19 protein-coding genes are annotated in these 26133 nt (G+C 61.0%); 9 read left to right on the forward strand and 10 right to left on the reverse strand.

All coding sequences use genetic code 11. The annotated features are described in order from the left end of the window. Positions 1 to 58: 58 nt before the first annotated feature. The 5 genes from AC1DLO_RS02295 to AC1DLO_RS02315 all read right to left on the reverse strand — a co-directional run bounded on the left by AC1DLO_RS02295 (position 59) and on the right by AC1DLO_RS02315 (position 3875). Entirely contained in the window at positions 59 to 481 is a 423-nt protein-coding gene (locus AC1DLO_RS02295) for a TadE family protein (RefSeq protein WP_476888646.1), read from the reverse strand. Positions 482 to 484: 3 nt separating this feature from the next. Continuing rightward, positions 485 to 748, reverse strand: coding sequence for a hypothetical protein (locus AC1DLO_RS02300; RefSeq protein WP_184737503.1), 264 nt, complete (start codon positions 746 to 748; stop codon positions 485 to 487). A gap of 114 nt (positions 749 to 862) precedes the next feature. Next, positions 863 to 1801, reverse strand: coding sequence for a type II secretion system F family protein (locus tag AC1DLO_RS02305; protein ID WP_476888647.1), 939 nt, complete (start codon positions 1799 to 1801; stop codon positions 863 to 865). Further along, on the reverse strand, positions 1798 to 2652 hold the full coding sequence (locus tag AC1DLO_RS02310) for a type II secretion system F family protein (protein ID WP_476914388.1): 855 nt from the start codon (positions 2650 to 2652) through the stop codon (positions 1798 to 1800). Before AC1DLO_RS02310 ends, AC1DLO_RS02305 begins: the two co-directional genes overlap by 4 nt. Next, a complete protein-coding gene (locus tag AC1DLO_RS02315) occupies positions 2652 to 3875 on the reverse strand; it encodes a CpaF family protein (protein WP_476888649.1) in 1224 nt (407 codons plus the stop codon). Before AC1DLO_RS02315 ends, AC1DLO_RS02310 begins: the two co-directional genes overlap by 1 nt. 407 nt (positions 3876 to 4282) lie before the next feature. Between AC1DLO_RS02315 and AC1DLO_RS02320 the strand changes: the two genes are divergently transcribed. After that, a complete protein-coding gene (locus tag AC1DLO_RS02320) occupies positions 4283 to 6190 on the forward strand; it encodes an S-layer homology domain-containing protein (RefSeq protein WP_476888650.1) in 1908 nt (635 codons plus the stop codon). Positions 6191 to 6214: 24 nt separating this feature from the next. On the opposite strand, the gene galE is transcribed toward AC1DLO_RS02320, so the two are convergent. Next, positions 6215 to 7249: a UDP-glucose 4-epimerase GalE gene (gene galE / locus AC1DLO_RS02325; RefSeq protein WP_476888651.1), complete on the reverse strand. Its 1035-nt coding sequence runs from the start codon at positions 7247 to 7249 to the stop codon at positions 6215 to 6217. Positions 7250 to 7427: 178 nt separating this feature from the next. Between galE and AC1DLO_RS02330 the strand changes: the two genes are divergently transcribed. Both AC1DLO_RS02330 and AC1DLO_RS02335 read left to right on the forward strand, forming a co-directional pair. Next, the gene (locus AC1DLO_RS02330; RefSeq protein WP_476888652.1) at positions 7428 to 9509 is read left to right on the forward strand and encodes an acyltransferase family protein; all 2082 of its coding nucleotides are present in this window, start codon (positions 7428 to 7430) and stop codon (positions 9507 to 9509) included. A gap of 210 nt (positions 9510 to 9719) precedes the next feature. Next, positions 9720 to 12020 (forward strand): GH25 family lysozyme, encoded by a 2301-nt coding sequence (locus AC1DLO_RS02335; RefSeq protein WP_476888653.1) that lies wholly within the window; start codon positions 9720 to 9722, stop codon positions 12018 to 12020. Positions 12021 to 12152: 132 nt separating this feature from the next. On the opposite strand, the gene AC1DLO_RS02340 is transcribed toward AC1DLO_RS02335, so the two are convergent. Beyond that, a complete protein-coding gene (locus tag AC1DLO_RS02340) occupies positions 12153 to 12527 on the reverse strand; it encodes a DUF2304 domain-containing protein (RefSeq protein WP_461837240.1) in 375 nt (124 codons plus the stop codon). Positions 12528 to 12540: 13 nt separating this feature from the next. Continuing rightward, the gene (locus AC1DLO_RS02345; protein ID WP_395893787.1) at positions 12541 to 13206 is read right to left on the reverse strand and encodes a glycosyltransferase family 2 protein; all 666 of its coding nucleotides are present in this window, start codon (positions 13204 to 13206) and stop codon (positions 12541 to 12543) included. A gap of 146 nt (positions 13207 to 13352) precedes the next feature. Here AC1DLO_RS02345 and AC1DLO_RS02350 point away from each other — a divergent pair, with 146 nt between their 5' ends. From AC1DLO_RS02350 to AC1DLO_RS02375, 6 genes are all read left to right on the forward strand, one after another. Beyond that, on the forward strand, positions 13353 to 14507 hold the full coding sequence (locus tag AC1DLO_RS02350) for a glycosyltransferase family 4 protein (protein ID WP_476888654.1): 1155 nt from the start codon (positions 13353 to 13355) through the stop codon (positions 14505 to 14507). 2 nt (positions 14508 to 14509) lie between these two features. Continuing rightward, complete coding sequence (locus AC1DLO_RS02355; protein ID WP_476888655.1) at positions 14510 to 15694, forward strand: hypothetical protein; 1185 nt, start codon at positions 14510 to 14512, stop codon at positions 15692 to 15694. 56 nt (positions 15695 to 15750) lie between these two features. Continuing rightward, positions 15751 to 16932: a non-hydrolyzing UDP-N-acetylglucosamine 2-epimerase gene (wecB, locus tag AC1DLO_RS02360; protein WP_476888656.1), complete on the forward strand. Its 1182-nt coding sequence runs from the start codon at positions 15751 to 15753 to the stop codon at positions 16930 to 16932. Continuing rightward, positions 16929 to 18044: a glycosyltransferase gene (locus AC1DLO_RS02365; RefSeq protein WP_476888657.1), complete on the forward strand. Its 1116-nt coding sequence runs from the start codon at positions 16929 to 16931 to the stop codon at positions 18042 to 18044. The genes wecB and AC1DLO_RS02365 overlap by 4 nt, the downstream gene beginning before the upstream one ends. A gap of 47 nt (positions 18045 to 18091) precedes the next feature. Continuing rightward, the gene (locus tag AC1DLO_RS02370; RefSeq protein WP_476888658.1) at positions 18092 to 20098 is read left to right on the forward strand and encodes a DUF6541 family protein; all 2007 of its coding nucleotides are present in this window, start codon (positions 18092 to 18094) and stop codon (positions 20096 to 20098) included. A gap of 582 nt (positions 20099 to 20680) precedes the next feature. Next, the gene (locus tag AC1DLO_RS02375; RefSeq protein ID WP_476888659.1) at positions 20681 to 23083 is read left to right on the forward strand and encodes a S8 family serine peptidase; all 2403 of its coding nucleotides are present in this window, start codon (positions 20681 to 20683) and stop codon (positions 23081 to 23083) included. A 123-nt stretch (positions 23084 to 23206) separates the two neighbouring features. On the opposite strand, the gene AC1DLO_RS02380 is transcribed toward AC1DLO_RS02375, so the two are convergent. Next, complete coding sequence (locus AC1DLO_RS02380) at positions 23207 to 25435, reverse strand: acyltransferase family protein (RefSeq protein ID WP_476888660.1); 2229 nt, start codon at positions 25433 to 25435, stop codon at positions 23207 to 23209. Then, positions 25395 to 26132 carry an ABC transporter ATP-binding protein gene (locus tag AC1DLO_RS02385; RefSeq protein WP_476888661.1) on the reverse strand — a complete coding sequence of 246 codons (738 nt, stop codon included), beginning with the start codon at positions 26130 to 26132 and terminating at the stop codon, positions 25395 to 25397. The genes AC1DLO_RS02380 and AC1DLO_RS02385 overlap by 41 nt, the downstream gene beginning before the upstream one ends. Position 26133 lies beyond the last annotated feature (1 nt).

Consider the following 26133-nt stretch of genomic DNA (forward strand, 5'->3'; position numbering starts at 1 on the left):
CTCGGGGAGTGGCAGGCAGAGTGCCTCGCTGAAGCGTGCAAGCCCCGCGCGGGCTAGGTCAACCGGAAATCGCGGCATGACCCCTGACTTCCAGTGCCGGAACCGATCCGATCAGCCCTATGACAGGAAAGGGCGCCCGGACTGTCACCTCCAAAGTGCGGAGTCCTTGGAAACTAGCCTCCGACGTCGAGATGTCTTGGGCAAATTCTGCATTCAGGCTAGTGCCGATCAGGTCTGCGGTGCGCTCACGCGCATCTGCTGCCGTCCGGTCCGCGAGAGTGCCGTAACGGGCTCCGGATGAGGCAGCATCTATGAGCGTATTGCGCACGTGCACCACAAGAGTCAGTTGAATGATGGCAAGGAAGAAGACCGTCAGGAGCCCACCGACCAAGACAAAATCCACGACAGCGGATCCCCGCTCGCCACAGCGACACACGCCGGCCCCGCCGCCATATTGTGCTCCCCTGCTGCGGAATAGCATCGGCTACTTTCCGACCTTGCTCATGGCCTGGTTGAAGAGCCCTTCAAGAGCCGGACCCGCGAGCGCAAGCAAGCCCGCTACGAGTGCGGCTGACATCAGCGTTATCATGACCCAACCTGGTACGTCGCCTCGCTCGGCGTGCTCGTCCCCGGGGGCCAAGCCCTCACCTGGGACCATCTTGGGTCCTGATCCGGGCGGCAGGAGAGTCCACAGCAGCAAAAGCAAAAGTCCTGATGCGGGCAGGCCGCGGCGTTCGAGTTTCTTCATTATTCCCCATTTCCGTGTGCAGGAATCCGTTGCGAATTTCCACGCGTCTTTTGTTTATGGACATTCTGCGAATGCCCATGTGATGGATGCGAAAAGGTCATTGATGATCACGCATTAGAAGCCAAGGTTCAGCGCGGCCAGGCCCGGATAGACGGCGAAAATCACAGTGAGGGGCAGGACACCGAAAACAAGCGGCACCATCATCGCGATCTCCTTGCGGCCTGCCGCTTCCATCAACTCGCGTTTGGCTGTATCTCGGACGTCTGCGGCCTGGGCTCGCAACACATCGGCCAAAGGAGTACCCCGCTCGACGGCAACGACGATTCCATCCACGAACCGGACCAGCGGGCCGAGATCGGTTCGTCCGGAAAACTCGTGCAACGCTTCGATCAGAGGCGTGCCGGCACGAGTGGCGGCCAACACCAAGGCAAACTCTTTCGCCAATTCGCCGTGGGCCGTGCGACACACGCGGTCGAGGGCGCCGCTAGCGCTCTCCCCCGCGCCCACAGCGAGTGCCATCAGTTCGGCAAGGCTGGGGAATTCCGCCAGTATTCGTCTCTCCCTGTTCTTGATCTGCATTACGAGCAAATAGTCGCGGAGGAGGAATCCACCAAGCGCACAACCCAGCACTAAGACAACCGCAGGCAACGGACTGAACCGGCCCGCCGTTACGCCCATGATCACGGCGACAACCCCAATGGCAAGACCCGCCGCTGCCCACAGCAGTTGCTCTGCCCGAAAATCCAGCGCAGACTTTCCTGATCCAGCCTTCGCCAACCTCTTGTTGAGCGCGGTATTACCCAAGTTGAACCGCGCCACGTAGTGCACGGTGTCGCGAAACAAAGGCCGCAGAATGCGTTCCAAAGGGCCGAACGGCGCGCTGTCAGGGGTTGAGGCAAGTAGTCGGGATTCAAGGTTTTGGGACTTGAGCTGCGGTTCAATGCGTTCCGAGAAGGGAATGGATCGCATGAATGGCATGCGAACGAAGATGAGCCACAACCCTGCTCCCAGGGCAAGACCGCAAAATACGGTCATAGCAGTCAGTGCAGTCATCGGAGCACTCTTTCGTCCTCGGGAAGGGCTCCGATGCGAAGCATGCCCCAGTAGCAGATCCCCGAGACCAAAAGCCCCACTCCGAGCACGCTGATTCCTGCCACGGAATTGTAAGCAGCAACAGCTTCCGGCCTGCTGGCCAGCAGCATCAGGACGATCCAAGGAGCGGCAACCGCCAATCGCGCTCCATTGATGGTCCATGATTGGCGTGCTTCAAGCTCGCTTCGGGTCCTGGCGCTCTCACGAAGGAACTCGGCGAGAGTTCCCAGAAGTCGGCCGAGATCGGATCCGCCCACTTCTCGGGTCAATCTGAGCGCCTCGATGATCCGGTCGGCAACAGGATCGGCAAGGCGCTCCTTTAGCTTGTTCAGCGCTGAATCGAAATGGCCGCCGGAACGGTAATCCGCACCGAACTCCCGGAAGAGGTCCCGCAGTTCCTCGGGGCCCTTGCCACCGAGCTGAACGAGGGCCTCGGGTAGCGAAAGTCCCGCCCGGATTGCCGAGCGCAGATGGTCCACCACGTCCGGCCACAGCTCCCGCAGCATGGCTGTCCGCCTGCGCGCGCGCCAGCCGACAATGGCCAAAGGAAGCCACGCACCGAACAGGCCAAAGCACGCCGCGATCGAAAGGGAGGCTGTAATGATGAAGATCACCAACACGGTGAAAAGACCCAATCCCACACATGACGCGATGAATCCCCTGCCGCTCACTTTCTCGATTCCAGCGGTGAGGAGTAAGGTCTCAAGACGTTTCGGTCCGGACTGCTTGAAGGCAATCGGGGGTTGCTCCCAGGCGGACCACCAGATGAGAAACACACCCAAGCCACATAGAACACCCAGCAGCGGCGCCATCAGTAGTGCTCCAGGAGCGTGGCAACGTCAAAGCCCGCACGGGCGAATTTCTCCGCAGCGGGCATGGAATGTGATTTGGGTTGAAGCCGACCATCCTGCATCGCGAATACCGTGGACGACTCAATGATGCCGTTCTCCACGCGTCGACCCAGCGAAAGAACTTCTGTGACTTGCCGGCTCCCATCCGCATGGCGGCTGCAATGGACTACGAGGTCGATGCACGATGCCACCGTTGGAACAACGAACGCGCTCGAAATGTTCTCACCGGCCAAAAGCGGCAACGTGCAAATTTTGGTCACGGCGTCGTGGGCAGAGTTGGCGTGGACAGTACACATGCCAGGCAAGCCCGAATTCAAAGCGATCAGCATGTCCAGGCTTTCGGCTTCGCGGACCTCGCCCACCACGAGACGGTCCGGACGCATGCGCAGAGCCTCTTTGACGAGTCGGCGCAGGGGAATTTCGCCCTGCCCCTCCAGGTTCGGCTGGCGGCACTGCAGGCCAACAACGTCACGTAGCGGGAGCTGGAGCTCAAAGATCTCTTCGACTGTAATAACTCGTTCCCTGGAGCCGATGTTGGCCGCGAGGCAATTGAGCATGGTTGTCTTTCCAGCCTGGGTGGCTCCCGAAACGAGGATGTTCAGCCCACTGGCCACCGCAGCTCCCAGGAATCGGGCTGATTGGGGCGTCAACGTGCCCAGTTCCACCAGATGTTCAAGCCGGCTCGCCTTGACCACGAACTTGCGGATGTTCACAGCCCAGTACCGGCGGGTGACATCGGGAATGACGACGTGGAGACGCGAGCCATCGGGCAGGGCTGCGTCTACAAACGGTGATGAGAGGTCCAGCCGGCGACCCGAACTCTTAAGCATCCGCTCCACGAGGTCGCGGACCTGTTGCGCGCTGAGGCTAGCCGAGGTGAGTTCGGATTCGCCGTTCCGGGCAACGTAGATCTCGCTAGGGGCATTGAGCCAGATCTCTTCAATCGTGGGGTCATCCAGAAATGGCTGGAGCGGTCCGAATCCCGCAACAGCGTCAAACACGTACTTGCGAGCAGTTTCCAGATGTCCCAAGGGAGGCAACGGGCCGAGAAGGGCCCGCTCGTCGTAGTCACTCACAGCCGCCTCTACGAGCCGGTGGACCTCGACTGCTTGGCTCAGAGGGTCGAGTCCACGCCGTCGAATTAGCTCGCGGACTTCATCCTCAACGATGCGCAAAGCATCCATCTTTCCCCCAAAACAAGATGCGCCTAGGCGCCACGGAACCACCAACAATGTTAAAGCTAGGCGAGATAACAACTAGGGACCAAGTCAATTTGAGCCGATTGTGGATAACTGTTCACCCACTGGTCACACTGGCAACTCATGAAACTCTGGCCACTCAAATCACCAAAATGTTATGATGAGCCATCAAAAATGGCCGCTGGTGGGGTGTCTTCCGTGGTGGTGCTTCTCCTCCGGGGGTCACAGCCGTCCTCTTTCCTCCATCAATTTCAGAGACTGCCGTCATATGAAATGCTGATCATCGCCGGGCCTCGTTTGGCTCTTCTACCGCCGGGCATCCGCTCGACTCCCGCCTCCACTAACCGGATTTGCGACGTCCTGCAAGAAACGGTGCAAAGAAGGACGATCTGATGCCGAAAACACCGCGCGGTTACCTCCGCCACCGCTGGTTGAGCAGCCCGCGCCTACTCTCTGGTGCTGCTGCGCTGTTGCTGCTGGTTGCCGGGAGCTTCACACCTGCGCGAGCCGATGCAGGATCAGCGGACAGTCCTCCCGGCACGTCGTCGGCACCGGCCTCCACCCCCGAGCCCGGCCCGGTTGCCCCCGCCATAGCAAAGTTGAAGGGACACCGGCATTCAAAGGTATGCAGCGACGCACCCCCAGGCTACGCATCGTGCCATGCGGAGATCGATGATGAAGTCTCAGGCCCCTTGGCTGCCGGGCAGCTTCTCCCCGCCGGCTACGGGCCGGCGGATCTGCAGTCCGCGTATAGCCTGCCCTCACTCACCGCCGGAATCGGCAGAACCGTAGCAGTGGTCGATCCGTATGATGCCCCGACCGTCGAAGCTGATCTGGCGGTCTACCGGGCGAGGTACGGTCAGGCTCCGTGTTCCTCGGCCCTAGGGTGCTTTCGGAAAGTGAACCAAGACGGCGGCGCTTCCCTTCCGCCCATCAATGCGGCGTGGGCACAGGAAACGTCGCTCGATGTCCAAATGGTCTCGGCGGCCTGCCCCAACTGCAACATCCTCCTCGTCGAGGCCACGTCCAATTCGCTCACCGATTTGGGTAGTGCGGTCAACACCGCGGTTAGCCTCGGTGCCAGTGCCGTGTCGATGAGCTTCGGCGGCCCCGAATTCAAGGAAATCGCCCTATACGACGCCCATTTTTTCAATCACCAGGGGATACCCCTCGTGGCCAGTTCCGGCGACAACGGCTACACGAACGACACCGCCCCGCCCACAGTGAATTACCCTGCGTCCTCCCCCAACGTCGTCGCTGCCGGCGGTACCACCTTGACCCCCGATTCAACCCGGGTCCGGGGCTGGACCGAACACGCTTGGGGAACCGCCGCTTCCGGGGCGGCTGGACCTGGCAGCGGCTGTTCCGCCTATGAGCCCAAGCCGGTTTGGCAACACGACGCAGGCTGTCCGAACCGCACCGTCGCCGACGTGGCGTCAGTCGCCGACCCGAGCACCGGCGTCGCGGTCTATGACAGCACCCCCAGTAGCGGGATGAGCGGGTGGATGGTTTTCGGCGGAACCAGCGCAGCGGCCCCAGTCATCGCCGCCGCCTACGCCCTCGCCGGCCCTGTCCCTGCAGGAATCTCCCCTGCACAGCTGCCCTACAGCTCCCCGTGGGCGCTGAACGATGTTGCCAACGGCACCAACGGGACGTGCGCCCCTACGTACCTTTGCACCGCCGGCTATGGATACGACGGGCCCACCGGGCTAGGCACCACGCGGGGACTGACTGCATTCGCCCCTTCGACTCCGCCTTCGTTCACGGACGTCCCCACCAACTACGTCTTCTACACGGAAATCACGTGGCTGGCGTACAACGGCATCACCACTGGTTATCCGGACGGCACCTTCCGCCCCGGCCAACCGACCATCCGCGAAGCAATGGCCGCGTTCCTCTACCGTCTCAGGGGAAGCCCCGCCTTCATCCCCCCGCTCATCTCTCCGTTCAACGACATCGGGCTCTTCTCACCGTTTTACAAAGAAATTACCTGGCTGGCTTCAACCGGCATCACTACTGGCTACCCGGACCGTACCTACCGTCCCCTGAACCCTGTCAATCGCGATACTATGGCCGCATTCCTCTACCGGCTTGCCGGCAGCCCGGCCTACACCGCGCCGGCCACCTCACCTTTCACCGACCTCACCCCGGCCAGTCCGTTCTACCGCGAAATCTGCTGGCTGGCCTCAACCGGCATCACCAACGGATATCCCGACGGTACCTACCGTCCCCTGAACCCTATTAACCGCGATGCCATGGCCGCCTTCATGTACCGCTACAATGCCAAACACGGACGCTAATACAAGCAGCTCAAACCGGCCGGGTCAGACTCCAGCGGCCTCGTGCGCCGCGGAATAGCCGTGAGGGTTACGACTCTGCCAGCGCCAGTGGTCCTCGCACATCTGTGCAAGGCTCCGGCGCGCAGACCACCCCAGATCAGCGAGAGCGGCGGACGGATCGGCGTAGCTGATGGCAGCATCTCCCGGTCGCCTCGGCGCAATTTCATAGGGAACTTCGTGGCCTGCCGCCTCGCTGAATGCCCTGATGACTTCCAGCACCGATGATCCCCGGCCGGTTCCAAGGTTCCAACGGAACACGCCGGTCCTCTTGCTGAGATGACCCAAGGCAGCGAGGTGACCCGCGGCCAGGTCCATCACATGGATGTAGTCGCGTACGCCGGTACCGTCCGTCGTCGGGTAGTCGTTGCCGAAAACCATCACCTTTTCGCGGCGTCCGACGGCGACCTGCGCTACGAAGGGCAACAGGTTGTTCGGAACACCGCTCGGATCCTCGCCGATAAGGCCGGACTCATGAGCGCCGACCGGATTGAAGTACCGGAGCAAGGCGATGCTCCAACTCCCGTCGGCGGCACCTACATCCGAAAGAATGTCCTCGATTTGTTCCTTGGTGCGACCGTAAGGATTGGTTGCGTCCAGCGGCGACTTCTCGATGAGGGGAACTTCCTCCGAGGCGCCGTAGACCGTAGCCGAGGAGCTGAAGACCAGACGACGCACGCCAGCGGCGTCCATGCTGTGCAGCAAGTTGAGTGTGCCGACCACGTTGTTCTGGTAATACCAGAGTGGTTTCTCGACAGACTCGCCAACTGCCTTCAGGCCGGCGAAATGGATGACGGCCTCGAAGCCTCCCTCGGCGAAGATGGCGTCGACGGCGGCAACGTCGAGCAGGTCGACCTTGCGGAAGTCCACGCTCTTTCCCGTGAGCTGTTCCACCCTGCGCAGGGACTCGGGGTTCGAGTTCATCAAATTGTCGAGGACCACGACCTCGTGCCCCTCTTCGAGGAGACAAAGCGCAGTGTGCGATCCGATGTATCCGGCACCGCCGGTAACCAATACCTTCATGTGCTCAAGTGTAGGGCGGGATGTGGACGCATCCTCATTCCCCGGCAATTGGCTGCCTGAGGACAATGATTGTGCCACACTACCGCCCAACAACTACCATGGAAGGCGACGTTCGTCGTCCACATGCCGGGAACCTGAAGGATTCGGCTCCGAACTACCCCGAAGCAGAAAGTACCTCATGCCGCCCATCACGGCCGAACAAACGCTCGAACGCCCACTGGGCCGAAGCGCGCCGAAGACGTCGCTGCGAAACGACATCCAAGGCCTGCGAGCGATCGCCGTCGTGTCAGTGCTTCTCTATCACATGGGCGTACCCTTCATTCCGGGCGGTTTTGTCGGGGTTGACGTCTTCTTCGTCATCTCTGGTTTCCTCATTTCCGGCCTGATCATTCGCGAGCTGCAACGGACCGGGACCTTTTCCTTTTCCGGCTTCTACGCCCGGCGGCTCAAGCGCCTCGCTCCCGTGTACCTGATGGTCCTCCTGGCCTCCGGGACCGCCGTCATGACCCTGCTGACACCTCTGCAAGCGGGCCGCTATGTCAAGGATCTGATCGCCGCCGCGCTTTACGCGGCCAACTTCAATTTCGCAGGCCAAACCGCAGGCTATTTTGCCGATCCGGAACCGTCGCCTTTCATCCATTTCTGGTCATTGGCGGTGGAGGAACAGTTCTACTTTGTCTGGCCGATCATGCTGTTTGCTGTGCTGGTCAAGGCCCGGCGTTCCAAGCACCTGCTTTGGTATCTCTTGGGCGGCGTGTTTGCCGTCTCCCTGGCGCTGAGCATCGTGCTCTCGCACCTGGATCCCACAAGCTCGTACTACCTTCTCCATACGAGGGCATGGGAGCTCGCGGCAGGGGCGCTGACCTATCTCGTTTCCGCAAAGCTCACGGCGCTGAGCGGCAAGCTGCGGATTTTGCTCATGGGAACAGGACTTGCCTTGATTGTCCTGTCCTCACTTCTCATTACGAAGACCCTCGAATTTCCGGGCTGGGTTGCCCTGTTCCCGGTACTCGGCACTGTGGCGATCATTCTCTCGGGGAGCGGTGGCTTTATGGCGCCCGGCGCCGACCGGTTGCTGGGCAACAAGCCCATGTTGTTCCTTGGGAATATCTCCTACTCGCTGTATCTATGGCACTGGCCGCTCCTGGTCGTCCCGCAATTGCTCGCGGCCGAACCGCTTCGCCTGCGCGAAAAAGCTGTCCTGGCCGCGATCGCCATCGTCCTTGCAGCACTCACCTACCGATTCGTCGAAAAGCCTTTCCAAGCACTAAGTATTGCGTCGCGAAAGAAGCGGACGTATCTAGTCGCGCTAGGCACGACGGCGGTTCTCGTCACTGCGTTCGGCGGATGGGGACTCGTGCAGCAGCAGTCGCTACAGTCCGCGCAGGCTTCGAGTAAGCTCACCATCGGTGCCGACAGGCCCGGAACCGGATTGTCCGGTTTTGCCGACTCCGTGGTCGACTCCAGCGGCAGTTGGATCGCGCAGACCCAGCTCATCCCGTCCTTGGACACGGTCGACAAGGACCTGACCGATATTTTCACCAATGGTTGCAACAACAACGGAGCAGATTTCAAGGCTTCCGGCTGCGAATTCGGAAAGCTTGACTCATCGCGGACTGTGGTCCTTTTCGGGGACTCCCACGCAGGCCATTGGTTCCCGGCCCTGAAGAAAGCTGCCGAGGTGGAGGGCTTCCGGCTCATTACGATCACAAAATCGGCCTGTCCCTCAGTACAACTTCCAATCACCGGACATCCCGATATCAACGGCCCATTCAACTGCCAAGAGTTCCAGCGTGCAGGCCTGGAACGTATCCGTGAGCTGAAACCGGACCGAGTAGTGATCTCGAACTCCGAACGCAGCTACCATGGCTTCCCTGGCGTCGGGCCGGATTACGACAAACAATGGGGGGCTGGACTCGCGTCCCTGCTGAACGGCTTGCCGACTGGCGCCAAAGCGGTGATTGTGGGTGACAACCCCGGCTGGCCGCAGAATCCCAACTCTTGCGTCTCCAAGCATCTGAGCGATCCGGACACTTGTGCGGTGAAGCGCGCCGACTCCTACAGCCCGGCGCTGCAGACAATTGAACGGGACGCCGTCACTGCCCATGGCGGGACCTTCGTGGATACCGTGAACCTGCTCTGCGACAAAGACGTTTGTCCCGCCGTCTACCGCAATGTGCTGATGTCTCGGGACGGCAACCACATCACCACTCCGGTTGCCCGGGCTCTGGCCGCCCAGATCGCGGCAGCGCTGCGCTAACCTGCCGCTGCTTGATCTCGCCATCTCCAGTAACATAGGAAACAATGGCAACAGTAGTAACAACCGTCCCCGGTGTCATGTTGTTTCCGCCATGCGGAGGGTGCGGCTGTTCGATCCGCCCTGGTGCACCCGTGTTCAACGTGCTGGGTGCACCGGGACGGTAAGCTCACCCTTCTCCAGGAGAACAATATGAGTCGAGTTCGGACCCTGATGTCCACTCAGAACGTCCGCACCCGCTGGCGCTGGGGAGTGGCGGTAAGCGCTTCTGCCTTCCTTGTGATTACGTCGCTGGTTCAGGCGTCGGCGGCCGAGACCACTTCCGTTCCTTCAGCTCCAACGGCACTGCCTTCCGCGGTGAACAGCGACTTTCTTTCGAGAATCGGTCCAAACGGAGCCAGCATGGGTGACGGCGTACGCAAGCACCAGCGAAGCGCCACGCCCGGGGCGGCCTCATTGGGCTCCGCCGCCGCAATGTCCACCTGGATGCCCAGTGGGGTGCAAGGCTTGGACGTCAGCTACTACCAAGCGGGAGTGGACTGGGGCGCGGAAGTCGCGAAAGGCGCAAAGTTCGCCTATGTGAAAGCGACCGAGGGAAACTACTACCTCAACCCCGCGTTTTCCCAACAGTTCAACAAATCCTACGACGCCGGCCTGGTCCGAGGTTCATACCACTTCGCGATCCCCCATCCTGATGCCGGGACCGCAGCCGATCAGGCACGGTACTTCGTCGCCAACGGAGGGGTGTGGTCCAACGACGGCAAGACACTCCCTCCTCTGCTGGACATCGAATACAACCCCTACGTGGGTTCGTACTTCGGGAACACCTGCTATGACCGCACACCGGATCAAATCGTTGCGTGGGTCAGGGATTTCTCCGATACCGTGTACTCGCTGACTAAGCGGCTTCCCGCGATTTACACGACGACGGACTGGTGGAGTACTTGCGCTGGAAACAACGGAGGATTCTCCGGGAACCCACTGCATATCGCGTCATACTTCACACAGCCCGCCAGCAGCCCTGGGACACTTCCCAACGGCTGGCTGGGCTACGATATCTGGCAATACAGCAGCACAGGACCCTTCGCCGGTGACTCCGACGTATGGCGTGGCACGCTTGGCCAGCTGCAGACCTTCGCGACCGGCGTTACGGTCAACACCAACGGAGGCATTGGCCAGAGCTGGCTCGCTGCTGGTGGAGCCACCGGTTCGTGGGGCTCCCCCACCAGCTTCGAGAGCTGCGATTCCTCGCTATGTCTCCAGGTTTTCGAACGCCGGATGGTGTATTGGACTGCGCAGCGCGGCGTACTATCAGTCGCCACGTCCGGCGGAATAGGCTCCCTTTGGCGCAGTTCGGGAGCGGCCGCAGGGCCCTTCGGGCTACCAATCGGCAACGAAGCCTGCAATGGCTCCTATTGCGTTCAAAACTTCGAAAACGGGGACCTCTACTGGTCGGCCACCACCGGGGTCCAAACGATCTACTCCGGGCCGGACAACTCTACGATCGGCGCCTACTGGAAGAGCCTGGGCGGCCCGAGCAGCAAATACGGTCTTCCGACTACTGGCGAGTCCTGCGCCGCCAGCTACTGCGTCCAGTACTTTGAGCGCGGATCGATCTACTGGACCGCCGCCACCGGCATCCAACCTGTCTACACGGCGGGCGACAACTCGACCGTCGGTGGCGCATGGATCAAGCTGGGTGGCCTGAACAGCAAGTTCGGCTTCCCGACGTCGAGCGAGCGATGCTATTCGAACTATTGCGTGCAGATGTTCCAAAGAGGCCAAATCCTCTGGAGTGCTGTCGGGGGCGTCCAGCCAGTCTTCACCAATGGCGACAATTCCACGATCGGCGGGCTCTGGGTCAAATCCGGCGCGACCACGAGCCGGTATGGATTCCCGATCGGGCCCGAAACTTGTTCCAATGCCTCGTGCCAGCAGCGTTTCCAGTTCGGCACCATAGTCTGGAGCGCCGTCGGCGGAATTCAACCCCTCTATTACAGCAACGACAACTCCACAGTCGCTGCGTACTACACCCTGAATCTCGGCGGAACCGCCGGTAAATACGGCTTCCCGATCAGCGCGGAGACCTGCCAATCCGCTGCGTGCGTGCAGAAGTTCCAGTTCGGCAATGTCTACTGGAGCGCCGCAGGCGGGATACAACCCGTGTGGACCAATGGCTCACCGCAGACGGTCGGAGGCTACTACGAATCGTTGGGCGGGCCGACCAGTGCTTTGTCATATCCGGCCGGCGCGGAACAGTGCAAGAGCACTATCTGCTACCAGCGCTTCCTCTCGGGGTTCGTGACGTGGTCGGCTTCAACCGGCCTTCAGATCGTCAATACCAGCAAGGAAATCGGCCAGGCCTGGCTCAGCCGGGGTGGCGTCGACGGGGCCTTGGGAATCCCGCGCAGCAGTGAACAGTGTTCCAGCAGCACAAGCTGCTCACAGAGCTTCATGAATGGCACAATCCGTTGGACCGCTGCAGGGGGAATCACCATCGTCATGAACCCGTAGCCGTCTACGGCGACGGGACCCGGCCTCAGTGAAAGCCTTCGACAAACAAGGAAGGCTGGCCCCGGAACGACAGATGGTCCAGGGCCAGCCTCTTTGTTGGCGTTTTGCACGAAGCGGGCGCGTCAGGGCATTTCAGTTTTCGTGACGCTGGCTCACTTGCTCGGCTGCGACTTCTGGACGGGGAACCTCGTCGATCGCGATCCGGCGGGCGAGGCGCGTCATGGATGTCTCCATGTGACGGAATCGCTGATACGTCGTGGACATGAAGACCAACACCGAGACGATGGTTCCGTACAAGACGAGGTCGGTCCCGCGCCCTACGCCGAAGAACGTAGCGACAGTGGAGAGCATGCCTGGGAAGAAAATCGAGAGAACCGCTACCACCGCGAACACGATCAGCAGCATCCGGCGGATAGCGAGGTGACGGGCATTGGATCCCCCGCGCATCAGTGCCACAGAGACAAAGATGACGGCAAGGACAAGCGCAATCTGGACGATAATCAACATGTCGGGGACCTTACTATTTGAAGAACAGTTCGAAAACGATGTTGACAGCGTTCAGAAGAGACTGGCCTTTGGCTTTGGAATAGTCGGTGTAGATGATTTCGACGGGATGCTCCACATATCGTGGCTGCATCTTCGCCAGCTGATGTACGAGTTCCGAGGCATGGGCCATCCGGTTCTGCGTGAGATGAATCCGCTGAGCCACTGCGGGGCTGATGGCCCGGAGTCCGTTGTGTGCGTCCGTCAGATCCATGCCCGTGGCCAGTCGTGACTGGATAGCGGCGGTCTTCAGCACAACGCGCTTAGCGGGTGACAGCTTGGTCCGTTTGTCCAGGAACCTTGAGCCCAGGACGATCTCCGCTTCGCCGCTACGGATCCGCTCAACCATCGCTTTGGCGTCTTCAATCCGGTGCTGCCCATCGGCGTCGAACGTCACAATGCAATCGAGCTCGGGGTCTTGAAGAGCGTATTCGAATCCAGTCTGCAGGGCTGCGCCCTGGCCCAGATTGATGGGATGCTGTACAACTATCGCGCCAGCCGCGCGCGCGATGTCTTGGGAGCCATCGGAACTGCCGTCGTCAACACAGACAACATGGGGAAACTCCTTCCGGAGATCCGCCACGACCCCGCCGACGACGGTAGCCTCGTTGTACATCGGGATAACGAACCATGTGCGACTCACAAGAGTCCAGTATTCCATATGCCCGACCGGCGCCCCCGCCCCCGGGCTGCAGGATGCTGCCGGTATAGTGGTCAAACCCGGCGCATCGGGCTGTCGCAAGTGCTGGCGACGGCGGTGTGGGCCCCGAGAGAAAGCTGCCAGTTACTTTGACCGCCCCTGTTCTTCCGGTTCCGGAACCTGCCCATCACATTGCGTTCGTCGTGAACAACTTCCTGCCTAAGATCGGGGGCGTGGAGTTCCACGTAGCCGCCCTCGCCAAGGAACTCGCCAACTTGGGGGTCCGGGTCACTATCTTTAGCCTTGACAACGACACACCTTCGGACCTGGCCTCCAATCCGAAAATTGTCCGATTCAAATGCTCCCCGGCTGTCGGCGGGGTCCTCGCGTGGCCGTGGCCCGGGACTGCAAGGAAAATCCGGAAAATGCTCGCCCAAGAGTCGGTCACGGCGATCTCCTCGCATACTCGTTTTTTTCCTATGTCCTTGATCGGCGTCCGACTGGCCCGGCGGCTGTCCGTTCCGGGCATCCACACGGAACATGGCTCTGCAGAGGTCAAGGGGGTCTCGCCCCTCGTGGCCCTGGCCAGCAGGCTGATCGACAAAACCATGGGCAGGCTCGTGCTGTGTGGCGCCACCACAGTGCTATGCATTTCGGAGGGAGCACGGGACTTCGTCCGCGAGCTCGCCGGTGTTAACGGCCAGGTCTTTCACAACGCCATCGACACGACCGCCTTCGCATGTAGGTCCGAGGAGGGGTCTGAAATCGCCGCTCGGAGGACAAAGCTGGTTTATGTCGGACGGGTCGTCCCCGGCAAGGGTTGGGATCTCGCCCTCGCAACTGCCGAGCATCTTGCAGCTGACTACCCGGAAATGGAGCTACACGTGGTCGGCGATGGCACCGAGCGCGCAGCATTGGAAGCTCGAGCCGCAGCCTCGCCGATGGCAGACCGCGTCATCGTCCATGGCCAGCAACCGCAGGCCCGGATAGCGGAGTTGCTGCGGGGCGGCGTTTTCCTCAACCCCACAACGCTCTCCGAGGGTTTCCAGACCACCCTGCTCGAAGCCGTTGCGGCTGGCGCCGCCGTCGTCAGCACACCGGTCGGTGCTGCTCAATACCTCCTTGCGGCCGGAGCGGACGTACGGCTTGCCGAGGCCGGGGATTCCGGTGCTTGGGTCGAGAACGTCCGGGACGCACTAGACTCCCCTGCGTCCCGACCGGCGCCTGAGCTCGTGGCATCCTTCGACTGGAAACAGCGGGCGGCGGAGTATTTGGCGGTTGTTGACAGCGTACGGAAGCCTTGAGGATGGCGCGGCTCCACTTCCTCGGTTCCTCCCTGCTGGGTGCGGCGGGCAGCGCCATGGTGCCCATCTCGGCCCTATTGCTGTTCTCAACAGCGGAGTACGGCGCGTTTTCCGTTCCCTATCTGATCTTTGCCCTGGGCTGGTCGATGACCCTTTCTGCAATCTGCGACACCTGGGCGCGAGGGCGGACGCAGAACCCAATCCACAATGAATGGCTCGGTTACTCGGGCGCACTTTTCACGGGTGCCGCCCTCGCCGGGATTCTCACCCTTGCTGTCTCTGCGGTAGTCCTCGGCAACTGGACCAACGCCATTGCCTCCGCGCTCGGCGTGGCGGCCAACATCTACCGCCTGGGCGCCCGGTTCTTCCATTCGGCCAGCCGGGGCCCCCAGGCCGTTCTGATATCCGACGTCGTCGGCGTCGCCGTGTTCATCCTGACAGTGGCGGCTGCCTTGTTCTTCCGCACCGGGGCTCTGGGCGGGGTGCTGGGGGCGTGGGCACTGGCAAGCATTGCTTCCTCCATGCTTTTCCCCCCGTCGCGCTTCCGCCGCGGATCGGGCCTCGTCGCCTGGATCCAGCAGCGGCGAAAACGGATTGTTCCCCTGCTGGGCGAGTCCCTGCTGATGGACGCGGGATCGATCGGCGCGCCTCTCGCGATGGCGCCCTTCCTTGGCACAAGCAATTTCGGCGCATACCGGAGCATCTCAAGTGTTGCCATGCCCATCCAGCTGACACTCGATCCCATCCGGCCGAACATTTCCCAAATGCCACCACGGCTGCTGCTGAGCCGAAAGGTACTTTTTGGAGTCCTCGGCATGGCGGGATTGATGGCGCTCGGCTGTTTTGTGGTCCTCGGCTTCATCCTTCCCCAGCTTCATTTCGTTGCCGGTGCCCTGGCGACCCTCGCCAAGTACGCGGCAGCCTGCACCATCTATGTCGCGGTCGGTTTCTTAGGGCACTTCTACTACGTCGTCTCCCGCGGCATCCTGGCTCACGACAGCCTCGTCAAGGGTCGGGCGGTCCAGACAGTCATGCACATCCTGTTCCCGTTCACAGGCTTGTTCCTCAATGGGCTTGACGGGGCCGTTTGGGGCTTCGTCGCAGCGAATGCAGCCGCCGCGTTGGTCTGGCCGACATTCCTTGTCCGCCAGCACGGCCGGATACTAGTTCAGGCCAGCAAGTCCTAAGTGGCAGCTTTGGTAAAGTGGCCAGAGTTTCACTGTGATCACCATAGGGAGTTTTGATGCGTACGCTCATGCCGATTTACGGCACCCGCCCGGAAGCCATCAAGATGGCTCCGATCGTCTCAGCACTCCACGAGTCCCCGGACTTTGAGTGCGTTGTAACGGTGACCGGGCAGCACAGGCAGATGCTGGACCAGGTTAACGAGTTGTTCGAAATCGTTCCCGACTATGACCTGAACATCATCCAACCCCGGCAGTCGCTGACCGGCATCATGACCCGGACCATGCAGGGACTCGACAAACTCTTCAATGAGCGGAAGCCTGACGCTGTAATCGTCCAGGGCGACACCACGACGTCGACTGCCGCCGCCATCGCGGCGTTTTACCACAGCATTCCGGTCATCCATGTGGAGGCTGGACTGCGCAGCGGAAATCTCCATTCGCCGTTCCCAGAAGAGGCGAACCGGAAGATCACCTCGCAAATCACTGCCCTCCACTTGGCTCCGACCTCGGAGAGCAAGAGAAACCTCCTGGCGGAAGGCATCCCGGATAAGGACATCGTCGTAACCGGCAACACCGTCATTGATGCCCTGCTGGCCACCGTCGGCAAGCGGGTTCCCTTTTCCGACCCTGTGCTGCAGGAGCTTGCGGACACCGGGCGCCGGATCCTGCTGGTCACCACGCACCGCCGTGAGAACCAGGGCGAGGCCATGCGCGCGGTAGGACGCGCCCTTGCCCGGATCGCCGAGGCCGAGCCGGACCTCACAATCGTCCTTCCCGCCCATAAGAATCCGGTGGTGCGGGAAGCTGTCCTTCCATTCATCGAAACGTGCCCAAACGTCATCGTGACTGAGCCACTTGCCTACGGCGAGTTCACTCGCATGCTTTCCCTTGCCGACGTCGTGCTCACAGATTCCGGTGGAGTCCAGGAGGAGGCCCCCAGCCTCGCCAAGCCGGTCCTCGTTATGCGCGAGAACACCGAACGACCCGAAGCCGTGGACGCCGGGACAGTGCGGCTGATCGGTACTGACGAGAACCGGATTGTCTCAGAGGTCACCGCGCTCCTGCACGACGAGGCGCACTACACTTCGATGGCGCAGGCAGTAAACCCCTACGGCGACGGCAACGCCAGTGCCCGCACCCTGGCCGCCGTCCGCGCCTTGTTCGGAACCGGAGAACGGTTGCCGGACTTCGATCCGTCGTTCCCGCATCGAGCATCCGAGGCCGGCGCACACGCATGACTATCGCCTTTCTACGTGCAACGCATGTTGCCCCTGACCCACGGGTCGAAAAGGAAGTCAATAGCGTTCTGACGGAACACCCTGACATCCTGATCCTGGGCTGGGACCGCGACGGCGATCTTGCCCGGGACGAAGTTCTAACGTTTCCCAACGGCCGCGCACGGATCATTCGTTCGGGGATCAAATCGAGCTACGGCGCGAGCCTCAGAACGCTGCTGGGCATGGCATTGTTCCAGCTATTTCTACTGCGGCAGTTGTGGAAGCACCGCAAGGACCTCACCGCAATCCATGCGAGCGACCTCGGCACCGCATTGAGCGGCCTGATCATGGCCAGGATCCTGCGTGTGCCATTGGTCTACGACATTTACGACTACTTTGTTGATTCATTTTCGGTTCCCCGTACTGTGGCTCCGCTGATCGAACGAATCGATACGTTTGTCATCAACCGGGCCGACGTTGTGATCATTGTCGGCGAAAACCGCGAGTCGCAACTGGCCAAGGCCCGACCGAAGCGGCTGGTGGTCATCCACAACTCGCCGCCCAACACGGACGTGCAGGCAGTAAGGGACGCGGATTCCCGCAAACGGTTCGTCTATGTCGGAATCCTCAGCGAAGGCCGCCTCATCTCCGAGCTTTTGGAGCTATTCTCCCGACGACCAGATTGGCACTTGGACATCGGCGGTTTTGGTGCTCTCGAAGGGAAAGCTCGCCAGTTCGCCGCCGACTATGACTCCATCACTTTCCACGGCCGGCTGCCGTATGCGGAAACGCTAAAGCTGGAAGCAGCGGCAGACTGTCTGCTCGCCGTTTACGATCCTGCGGTTCCCAACCACAAATTCTCCTCGCCAAACAAGTTCTACGAGGCTCTGATGCTGGGTTTGCCGATAATTGTCGCCAAAGACACAGGTGTGGACGAGTTAGTCAGCAACCATAAAGTGGGCGCGGTCTGTGATTACTCTGCGGCTTCTTTCGAAGCGACTGCAGGCCGCCTGTTCGCCGATGCCGATGAGCTTACGGAAATTCAATTACGCGCTCGTACGCTTTTCAAATCCACTTTCAGCTGGGACATCATGGAGGAACGCCTCCTCTCGATCTACCGCTCAATTCTCTAGACTGCGCCGGAAAGTAGTTTCATGTTGCCTTGCAATGGGGTATGCCCATGATTTACGCCAGCCTGGCCCCCTTGGTAGCCGCCGCAATCCTGATTCTGCTGGTCCCAGGTCTCCTGCTCGCATGGGCAACAGGTGTTCGCGGTTGGGTGCTGGCCGGCTCGGCCGGACCTGCAAGTGTGACCCTCATATCCGTTTCCGCGATACTCGCCGGTTTCGCCGGCCTTCCCTGGAACATCCTGGTGGTTCTCGCTGTATCCGTCCTCCTTTCGGTGGCGATCTTCGCGGTGCGCCGGCTGTGGCCGTCGTCGATCCGCAGGCGAGGGACACGTTCCGGAAGGACCTCCCGAAACTGGAATGGCATCTTCATCAGCTGGCTTGCCATGACGGCAGTGTTTGCGGTGCTCTTCTGGCGACTTGGCCAGGTCTTCGGTGGACCCGAGAACATCTCGCAAACCTTTGACAATATCTTCCATCTCAACGCTGTCCGCTACATCGTGGACACAGGCAACGCGTCCTCGCTGCGGGTTAGCGGATTCACGGCTTCCAACGGGATCGGCGGCTTCTACCCTGCCGCGTGGCATGATGTCGTATCGCTGACCCAGCAACTGACGGGCAGCACGATTCCGGCGGCAGTCAATGCGACCAACATTGCCATTGGGGGGCTCATCTGGCCCTTGTCGTGCGTTCTGCTCGCGACCTCCCTCTTCGGCCGGCGCCGAACAGTGGTTGTCAGCAGCTGCGCCCTCGCAGCAGGATTCAGCGCTTTCCCTTTTCTGATGGTCGATTTCGGCGTCCTCTACCCGAACCTACTTTCAATCGCGCTGCTCCCCGCGTGCATCGCGCTCCTTGCCCTGGCCCTTCGGGTGGCTCGTGGCTTGGCACTTCCGCCTGGCTCTGCCTGGATCCTGCTGTTGGGAGCCCTTCCGGGACTTGCCCTAGCGCACCCAAGCACCCTTTTGGCGTTTTTCGCGTGGACGTATCCGGCAGTCTTGGCAGCCGGCGTCGCGGCTTTCCGGCTCTGGCGACCTCGCTTCGGGGCCCGGCCCACGGCGGCAACGCTCCTGATCGCGTTGATTGTTTACACTGGTGTGCTCGCAATCGGCTGGAAGGTCCTTCGGCCGGACGAGGCCCAGTCCACGTGGCAACCCGTTCAGACACTCAGCCAGGCCTTCGGACAGGCTCTGACTAGCTCTCCCCAAGGCCGACCGATCCCGTGGCTCATCTTCGCGTTGACCCTGCTCGGGATCTGGGCACTGTTACGGCAGCGCCGTCACCTCTGGCTGCTGGCAATGTTCATTGTTTCCGGACTGATGTTCATCATCGTTTCGGGCTACCCCTTCGGGAGCTTCCGGACCTGGTTCGGCGGCGTCTGGTACAACGATCCGTTCCGCCTGGCGGCACTATTGCCTGTAGCAACCCTGCCGGTCGCAGCTTTCGGTGCCGCGTGGCTGGCCGATCTCCTGCGAGGGTTCCTCCACGACCGCCTAACCGCGCGCAAGGCGCCGGTGTTGAGGGAATGGGTCAGCGGAACCCGGGCTAAGACAGCGTCCGTCATTCTTTCTGTGCTCGCGTTGTGCGGACTCTTCGTGCTTTCCCAAGGCGGGGCCGTGTCCGCAGCCGTTCGCTCCGCGGCGAGCAACTATGCGGTCACGTCGGATTCACCGTTGGTCTCCCGTGACGAGATGACGTTGCTGCGGAGGGCTGGCTCCGAGATTCCTGCTGACAACGTCGTCGTCTCGAGTCCGTGGACGGGTGCTTCCATGGTCTACGCAATCTCGGACCGCAAATCCCTGACGCCTCACGTTTTCGGAGAGTATGACGCCTCGACGATCGAAATCCTGCGTCAGCTCAATCATGCGGGTGAAACGCCGGAAGTTTGCGACGCTGTCCGCAAGCTCAAGGCATATTACGTTTTGGATTTCGGCACCCGCGAAGTCCATGGAGGCCACCACGAATTTCCTGGCGTCCAAAACCTTGAGATAAATCCTGGCTTCAGGCTCATCGATTCCGAAGGGCCTGCGAAGCTTTACAAGGTCTCGGCCTGCGGAGCCTGACGCCTCGCAAGCCTCGGCGTGTGTCCAACACCACCACCTCACGGCGGGTCAGTGGTCAGGCCCGCTGTGAGCGCCGTGGAATCCCTCTTCCATTCGCATTCGTCGTGTATCTTCGTCTGTGAAGGCTGTGGCTCCTGTGCTTCGTGGTGCAGTATTCATTTTCAGTCTGACGACGCGGAACGCAATATGGGGCAGGGCCCCAAATCCAATTGGAAGATGCTCATGCCATTTAGCCCCTCCTCGGCCAGGAATGTCTTTGTTGCAGTTGTTTTTTGCTCGTTGACATTCGCGGGTTCGGGCATCGCGGGCGCGACCACGGTTGAACCGTCTGGAGCCGCCGCGGCGCCCTCGGCCACTCCAGCTCCGCTGGCTGCCCCGTCCCCGTCGACGTCCGCAGCCACTGCTTACCCTTCAGGGCCGGCTAGACCAACAGCCACGGGCGTTCCTTCCGCAACGGCTGGCAGTGTGGCGCCAGTTGCACCGTCTCCAACGCCGCCGACGCCGGACGCCTCCTCTGATGGAAAGGTCCGGTACATCGTCCGGTACACACAGGAAACCGATATCGGCACAAAGGCGAGCAACTTGGAGTCCAAGGGCGTGGCCGTCGACAAGACTTTCACGCATGCGCTCAAAGGCGCTGCTGTTACAGCCACTCCGGCAGAGGCCGCAAAGCTATCGCAATCCCCCGATGTCGTTTCAGTTCAGGTCGACCAGCGCATCACCGTCGCCCAAGACTCTTCGCCGTGGGGGCTCGACCGGACGGATCAGCGCGATCTACCGCTGAATACGTACTACCAACCGATAGGAACCGGCGCAGGCGTCACAGCCTATGTCTTGGATACCGGAATACGTTCATCACACAGCGAGTTCATTGGACGGGTTAGCACAGGCTGGAGCAATGTCGACGATGGCCTGGGTACCGGGGACTGCAGCGGACATGGAACCCACGTTTCCGGTATTCTTGCGGGCAGCACATACGGCGTCGCAAAGTCAGCCACCATCGTTCCCGTGCGGGTCCTGGACTGCAGCGGTTCAGGATATACCTCGGGGGTGATCGCAGGCATTGACTGGATTACGGCCGACCATCAGGCCGGAACTCCTGCCGTGTTGAATATGAGCATGGCGGGTTTCACAGACATGGCTTTCGATGCCGCGGTTCAAGGCGCCATCGACCACGGGATCACCGTAGTTGCGGCGGCAGGCAACTACGGCGTCGATGCCTGTTCCGGTTCGCCAGCAAGGGTCCCGGATGTCCTGACTGTGGCCGCAACCGATTCAAGCGACACCCAGACGCCTTGGTCAAACGTCGGCAGCTGCGTTGACCTTTATGCCCCCGGCAAAGACATTACTTCGGCCGGGATCGCTTCGGACACGGCCTCGAAGATCATGTCCGGCACGTCCATGGCAAGCCCGCACGTTGCTGGTGCCGCTGCTGTGCTGCTATCCCGGAATCCCCAGATGACACCGGCCCAGGTCAGCGCAGCCATCCTTTCAAACGCGACCAGCGGTGTCGTGAAATCGGTCTCGGCCGGAACACCCAATAAGCTTCTCTACCTCCCTGCTCCCCTTGCCCTGAAGGGTTCACAACTCGACGGAGCATTCGGGGCAGCGATGTCTGGCGAAACCTATGGCCTCAAGGACGGAGGCGGCTACCTAAGCTTCGAGCGCGGTGCCGTGCACTGGTCGCCGGCAAGCGGAGCACACTCTACCAACGGCCCCATTCGGACCCTCTGGGCAACACAGAACTTCGAGGACGGGAGCCTCGGCTACCCCACCACGGATGTCCTGAGCTACCCCAATGGCGGCCTCGCCCAGGTTTTCCAGGGAGCTTCGGTCTACTGGACGGCGGGCAGCGGGGCGCACGCAACCTCAGGCCCGCTCCGCGCCGCCTGGGGCGCACTCGGATTCGAACGCGGTAAGCTCGGCTACCCCACCACCGACGAGCTGGACTACCCCAATGCTGGCCGAGCTCAGGGCTTCCAGGGCGGCGCCATCTACTGGACGGCGGCCACCGGAGCTCACGCCACCGCGGGTCCTATCCGGTCCACTTGGGCGTCACTGGGTTTCGAGGGCGGCACACTTGGTTACCCGGCTACCGATGAATTGAGCTACCCCAACGGTGGCCGAGCCCAGGGCTTCCAAGGCGGCTCTATCTATTGGACCGTTGACACGGGTGCACACGCCAGCACAGGACCAATCCGCGGAGCCTGGGCAGCTATGGGCTTTGAAAGCGGAAAGCTCGGATACCCCACCACCGACGTCCTCAGCTACTCGAACGGCGGCCTCGCCCAGGGTTACCAGGGCGGCTCTATTTATTGGACAGCAGACACCGGTGCCCACGCCACGGCGGGCCCCATCCGAGCCGCATGGGCCGCGCAAGGTTTCGAAAAAGGAAGGCTTGGCTATCCCACCAGCGACGAAACTCCGGGGATAGACGGCGGTGTCGTCCAGAATTTCCAAGGCGGGTCAATCTACTGGACCGCCGTCACAGGAGCCCACGCCAGCGCCAACCCCATCAGAAGCGCTTGGGCTGCTGTGGGCTACGAAAACGGCAAGCTCGGATACCCGACGACGGACGAGATGAACTACCCGTATGGCGGCGTCGCCCAAGTATATCAGGGTGGATCCATCTACTGGACCTCGGCTACCGGAGCCCACTCCAGCGCGGGTCCGATCCGGGCGGCCTGGGGCAGGGTGGGGTTCGAAAGCGGGCGGCTCGGCTACCCCGCGACGGATGAGATGAGCTACCCCAACGGTGGAATCGCCCAAGCCTACCAAGGCGGCTCCATCTACTGGACGGCCGACACCGGCGCCCACGCCACGGCAGGCCCTATCCGCGCCGCTTGGGCCTCCCAAGGTTACGAAACAGGCAAGCTAGGCTACCCCACCACTGATGAATACTCGACTCCCGATGGTGGCATCGCCCAAGGATTCCAGGGGGGCACCATCTATTGGACGGCTTCCGGCGGAGCTGTCATCAGGTAGCAGGCCTGCCCCGCGAAGAGAAGCGGGTCGGTTCAGATCCCTCGGGAAGCTGAGCCGACCCGCTTCTCTTCTTTGTTGGAATGGCTGTTGGCCCGGCTCGGAACCTGACCAGGCGTACAGGACTCAGCGTGGTGCCGGTGCACCAAGCTCCGCGCCTATGCGCAATGCGAGCCGTGATGAGACCTGCCGGTTCAGGTGGTCGAGGTCATAGTAAATGGGAACTCCACCGACCGCGCCGTAGCAGTAAGACTCGTCACAGAAATAGCGGGACAAATCTAGCAGCCGCACTTTATTGTCATTGGCCGCGGTGACCGCGGCGGCTATGGGATCCTCAGGCAGCGCTTGGTTTCTTGGGGCGCGGCACGTGAGCGGACTGTCGGCACTGAGGACTACGCAGTTGGCATCCCGGACCTTGTCGTTGAGCGGCGGATCAGCGATTGCGTAAACGACCGCCCCAGCCTGTGTCCAGCGCGTCCAGTAGCTGCTGAAACCTGCCTTGTACTGCTCCAGTTGGGACCGGCCGGAACCGTCGTTGATCTGTTCTCCTGCTGCAAAGCTTGAAGTGAAGACTTTTGCGGGCTTGTCCCGTTCCACGGCGTCGGCGACGTTTCTGCGCCAAAGCCCGCACCTCTCTACAGCGGCTGGATCCGCAGCGGACCCGCGGTAGCCGATGTAACGTACATCAGCCAGCGGGCATCCACCGCTGTAGCTAATTTTCAGCTTCCAGTGATTTGTTCGGGCCAGTTCGATGATTGCCGGCTGCCATTGCTGGGCGTGCGAATCTCCCACCAGCCAGACAGACTCAGCATCACGGCGCCCGCCCGAGTAGTCGCAGATTGCCGGGCCTCCCGGGTTGGCTTCACCGAGAGTGTCCTTCGTGGCTGGACAGTCCGCGGGCATACCCCAGTACTCGTTGGCGGGCCCCATATTCGCATCTTTAACGGGGCGGGCGAACGGGTCACCACATTCGGGCTTGTCAACCGCCCGGGGTCCAAAACAAGGACCCTCCGCGTCAGTCCGCGCGAGAGTCGCGGCGGCCTGAGCCTTGGGTGCTACCTGCAGGTAAAGCGTCGTCCCGCCCAACGCCAGCGCGATCATGCCGGCCGCAACACTGACGAGCACGCGTCGTGACCGCGTGGCGTGTTGGGGCCGCATGGTCCATCGGTCCTCAATCCACAACTTCGTCAGCCAAGCCAGAAGCACTGCCACGAGCGCCAACGACATTTTGGCCGCGGTGCCCAGTGTAGTCCCCAGCAAGAACGGCGCCACGACGATCAGCGGCCAGTGCCACAAATACAGCGAATACGATATGTTGCCTATGAACTGCACCGGTTTCAGCGCCGTGAGCCGGTCGTGCCACAAGTTCGCACCGCTTGCGCCTGCACGAATTACCAGCACCGTGCCCGCGGCCGGCACCAGAGCAGTCCAGCCTGGAAATGGGGTCGCGTGATCGTAGATCACAGCGGACAGAAGAATGAGGGCGAACCCGCTCAGCGCCATAATGTTCAAGGTGCGCCGAAGGCGAGCCGCGCGAGGAACTGACAAAGCCAGGAGGGCACCCGCGCCGAACTCCCAAACGCGCACCGGAGTGCTGAAATACGCTTGGCTGTGTGCGACGGCCGTCAGGTAGATGCTGAACCCGAAAGAAGCGACCACAGCCACCCCAAGACCGGTCACGAGGGTACGGCGAGGGTCGCGGCGTCGTCGTACCGACAATACGTAGAGGCTGATCAGGGCCAGCGGCCAGGCTAGGTAGAACTGTTCCTCGACAGAGAGCGACCAATAGTGCTGCACCATCGTTGCCGACGCATTCATCGCCGAGTAATCCACCGACTTCGCCGCGAGCACCCAATTCTCGACATAGAAGGCGCTGCCCACAATTTCCTGGGCGTTAGCAGTCCAACGAGTGTATGGCAGCCATAGCCAAGTTGCCGCAAGAGATACCGCCAGTACGATCAGGGCCGCTGGCAAGAGCCTTCGGGCTCGTCTTGCATAAAACTGGCCCAAGCGCACCCGACCACTCGCCAAAAGTTCCTTGCTCAAGTGCGAGGTGATCAGGAATCCAGAAATGACAAAGAAGACATCAACGCCGACATATCCGCCAGGCAACTGGACAGGCCAAAGATGGTTGGCCACTACTAGACTCACGGCAAGTGCGCGCAGCGCCTGGATGTCAGTACGGAATCGTCTTTTGCCGGGCAGTGGTTTAGCGGGTGCCTCATTTACACGGAGGGGGGATTCTCGCGCGAGGTGTCCGTCGAGTCCCTCGCCACTGCCAGCCGAAATACTGTCTTGTGAAAACGTCATCGGATCAGCGCGAGCTTTCGGTGCGGAGCTGAGCCACAGCGTCATCAATGGCTCCGTCAAACACGACATTTCCGTGCTTGAGAACCACACCCCGATCGCAAATACGGGAAACGAGTTCAAGGTCGTGACTGACCACGACGAGGGTCTTCCCTGCTGCGGAAAGCTCCTTGATCTTGGCGAGGCACTTACGCTGAAACGGTTCGTCTCCGACTGCTAATATCTCGTCCACGAGGAAAACCTCGGGGTCAGTGTGGACGGCCACAGAGAACGCAAGGCGAAGGTACATTCCCGATGAATAGAACCTGACCTCGGTGTCGATGAACTCGCCGATCTCGGAAAATTCCACGATGGAGTCAAATTGTTCGTCGATCTGGGACTCTGTCATCCCCAAAATTGCGCCGTTTAGATAAACGTTGTCCCGTCCGGACAGATCATGATGGAAGCCAGCGCCCACCTCGATAAGGCCGGCGACTCGGCCTCTCGTCCGCACTGATCCGCTATCTGGCAACATAACCCCGGAGATGTGCTTGAGCAGTGTGGACTTGCCGGAGCCATTCAAGCCCAACAAGGCGACGGTCTCACCTTGTTCGATTTCCAGATCGACATTGTGAAGAGCGTGGAACTTCTTCGAGATGTCGCCTTTGCGTCCGGTGACGAGCCAGACAATTGCTTCCTTGAGGGAACGCGTATGTCTCAGCACAAACTGCTTGTTTAGTTGCTGAACCTCGATTGCAACGGACATC

The sequence above is a fragment of the Arthrobacter sp. 01T419 genome (genome assembly GCF_056398865.1).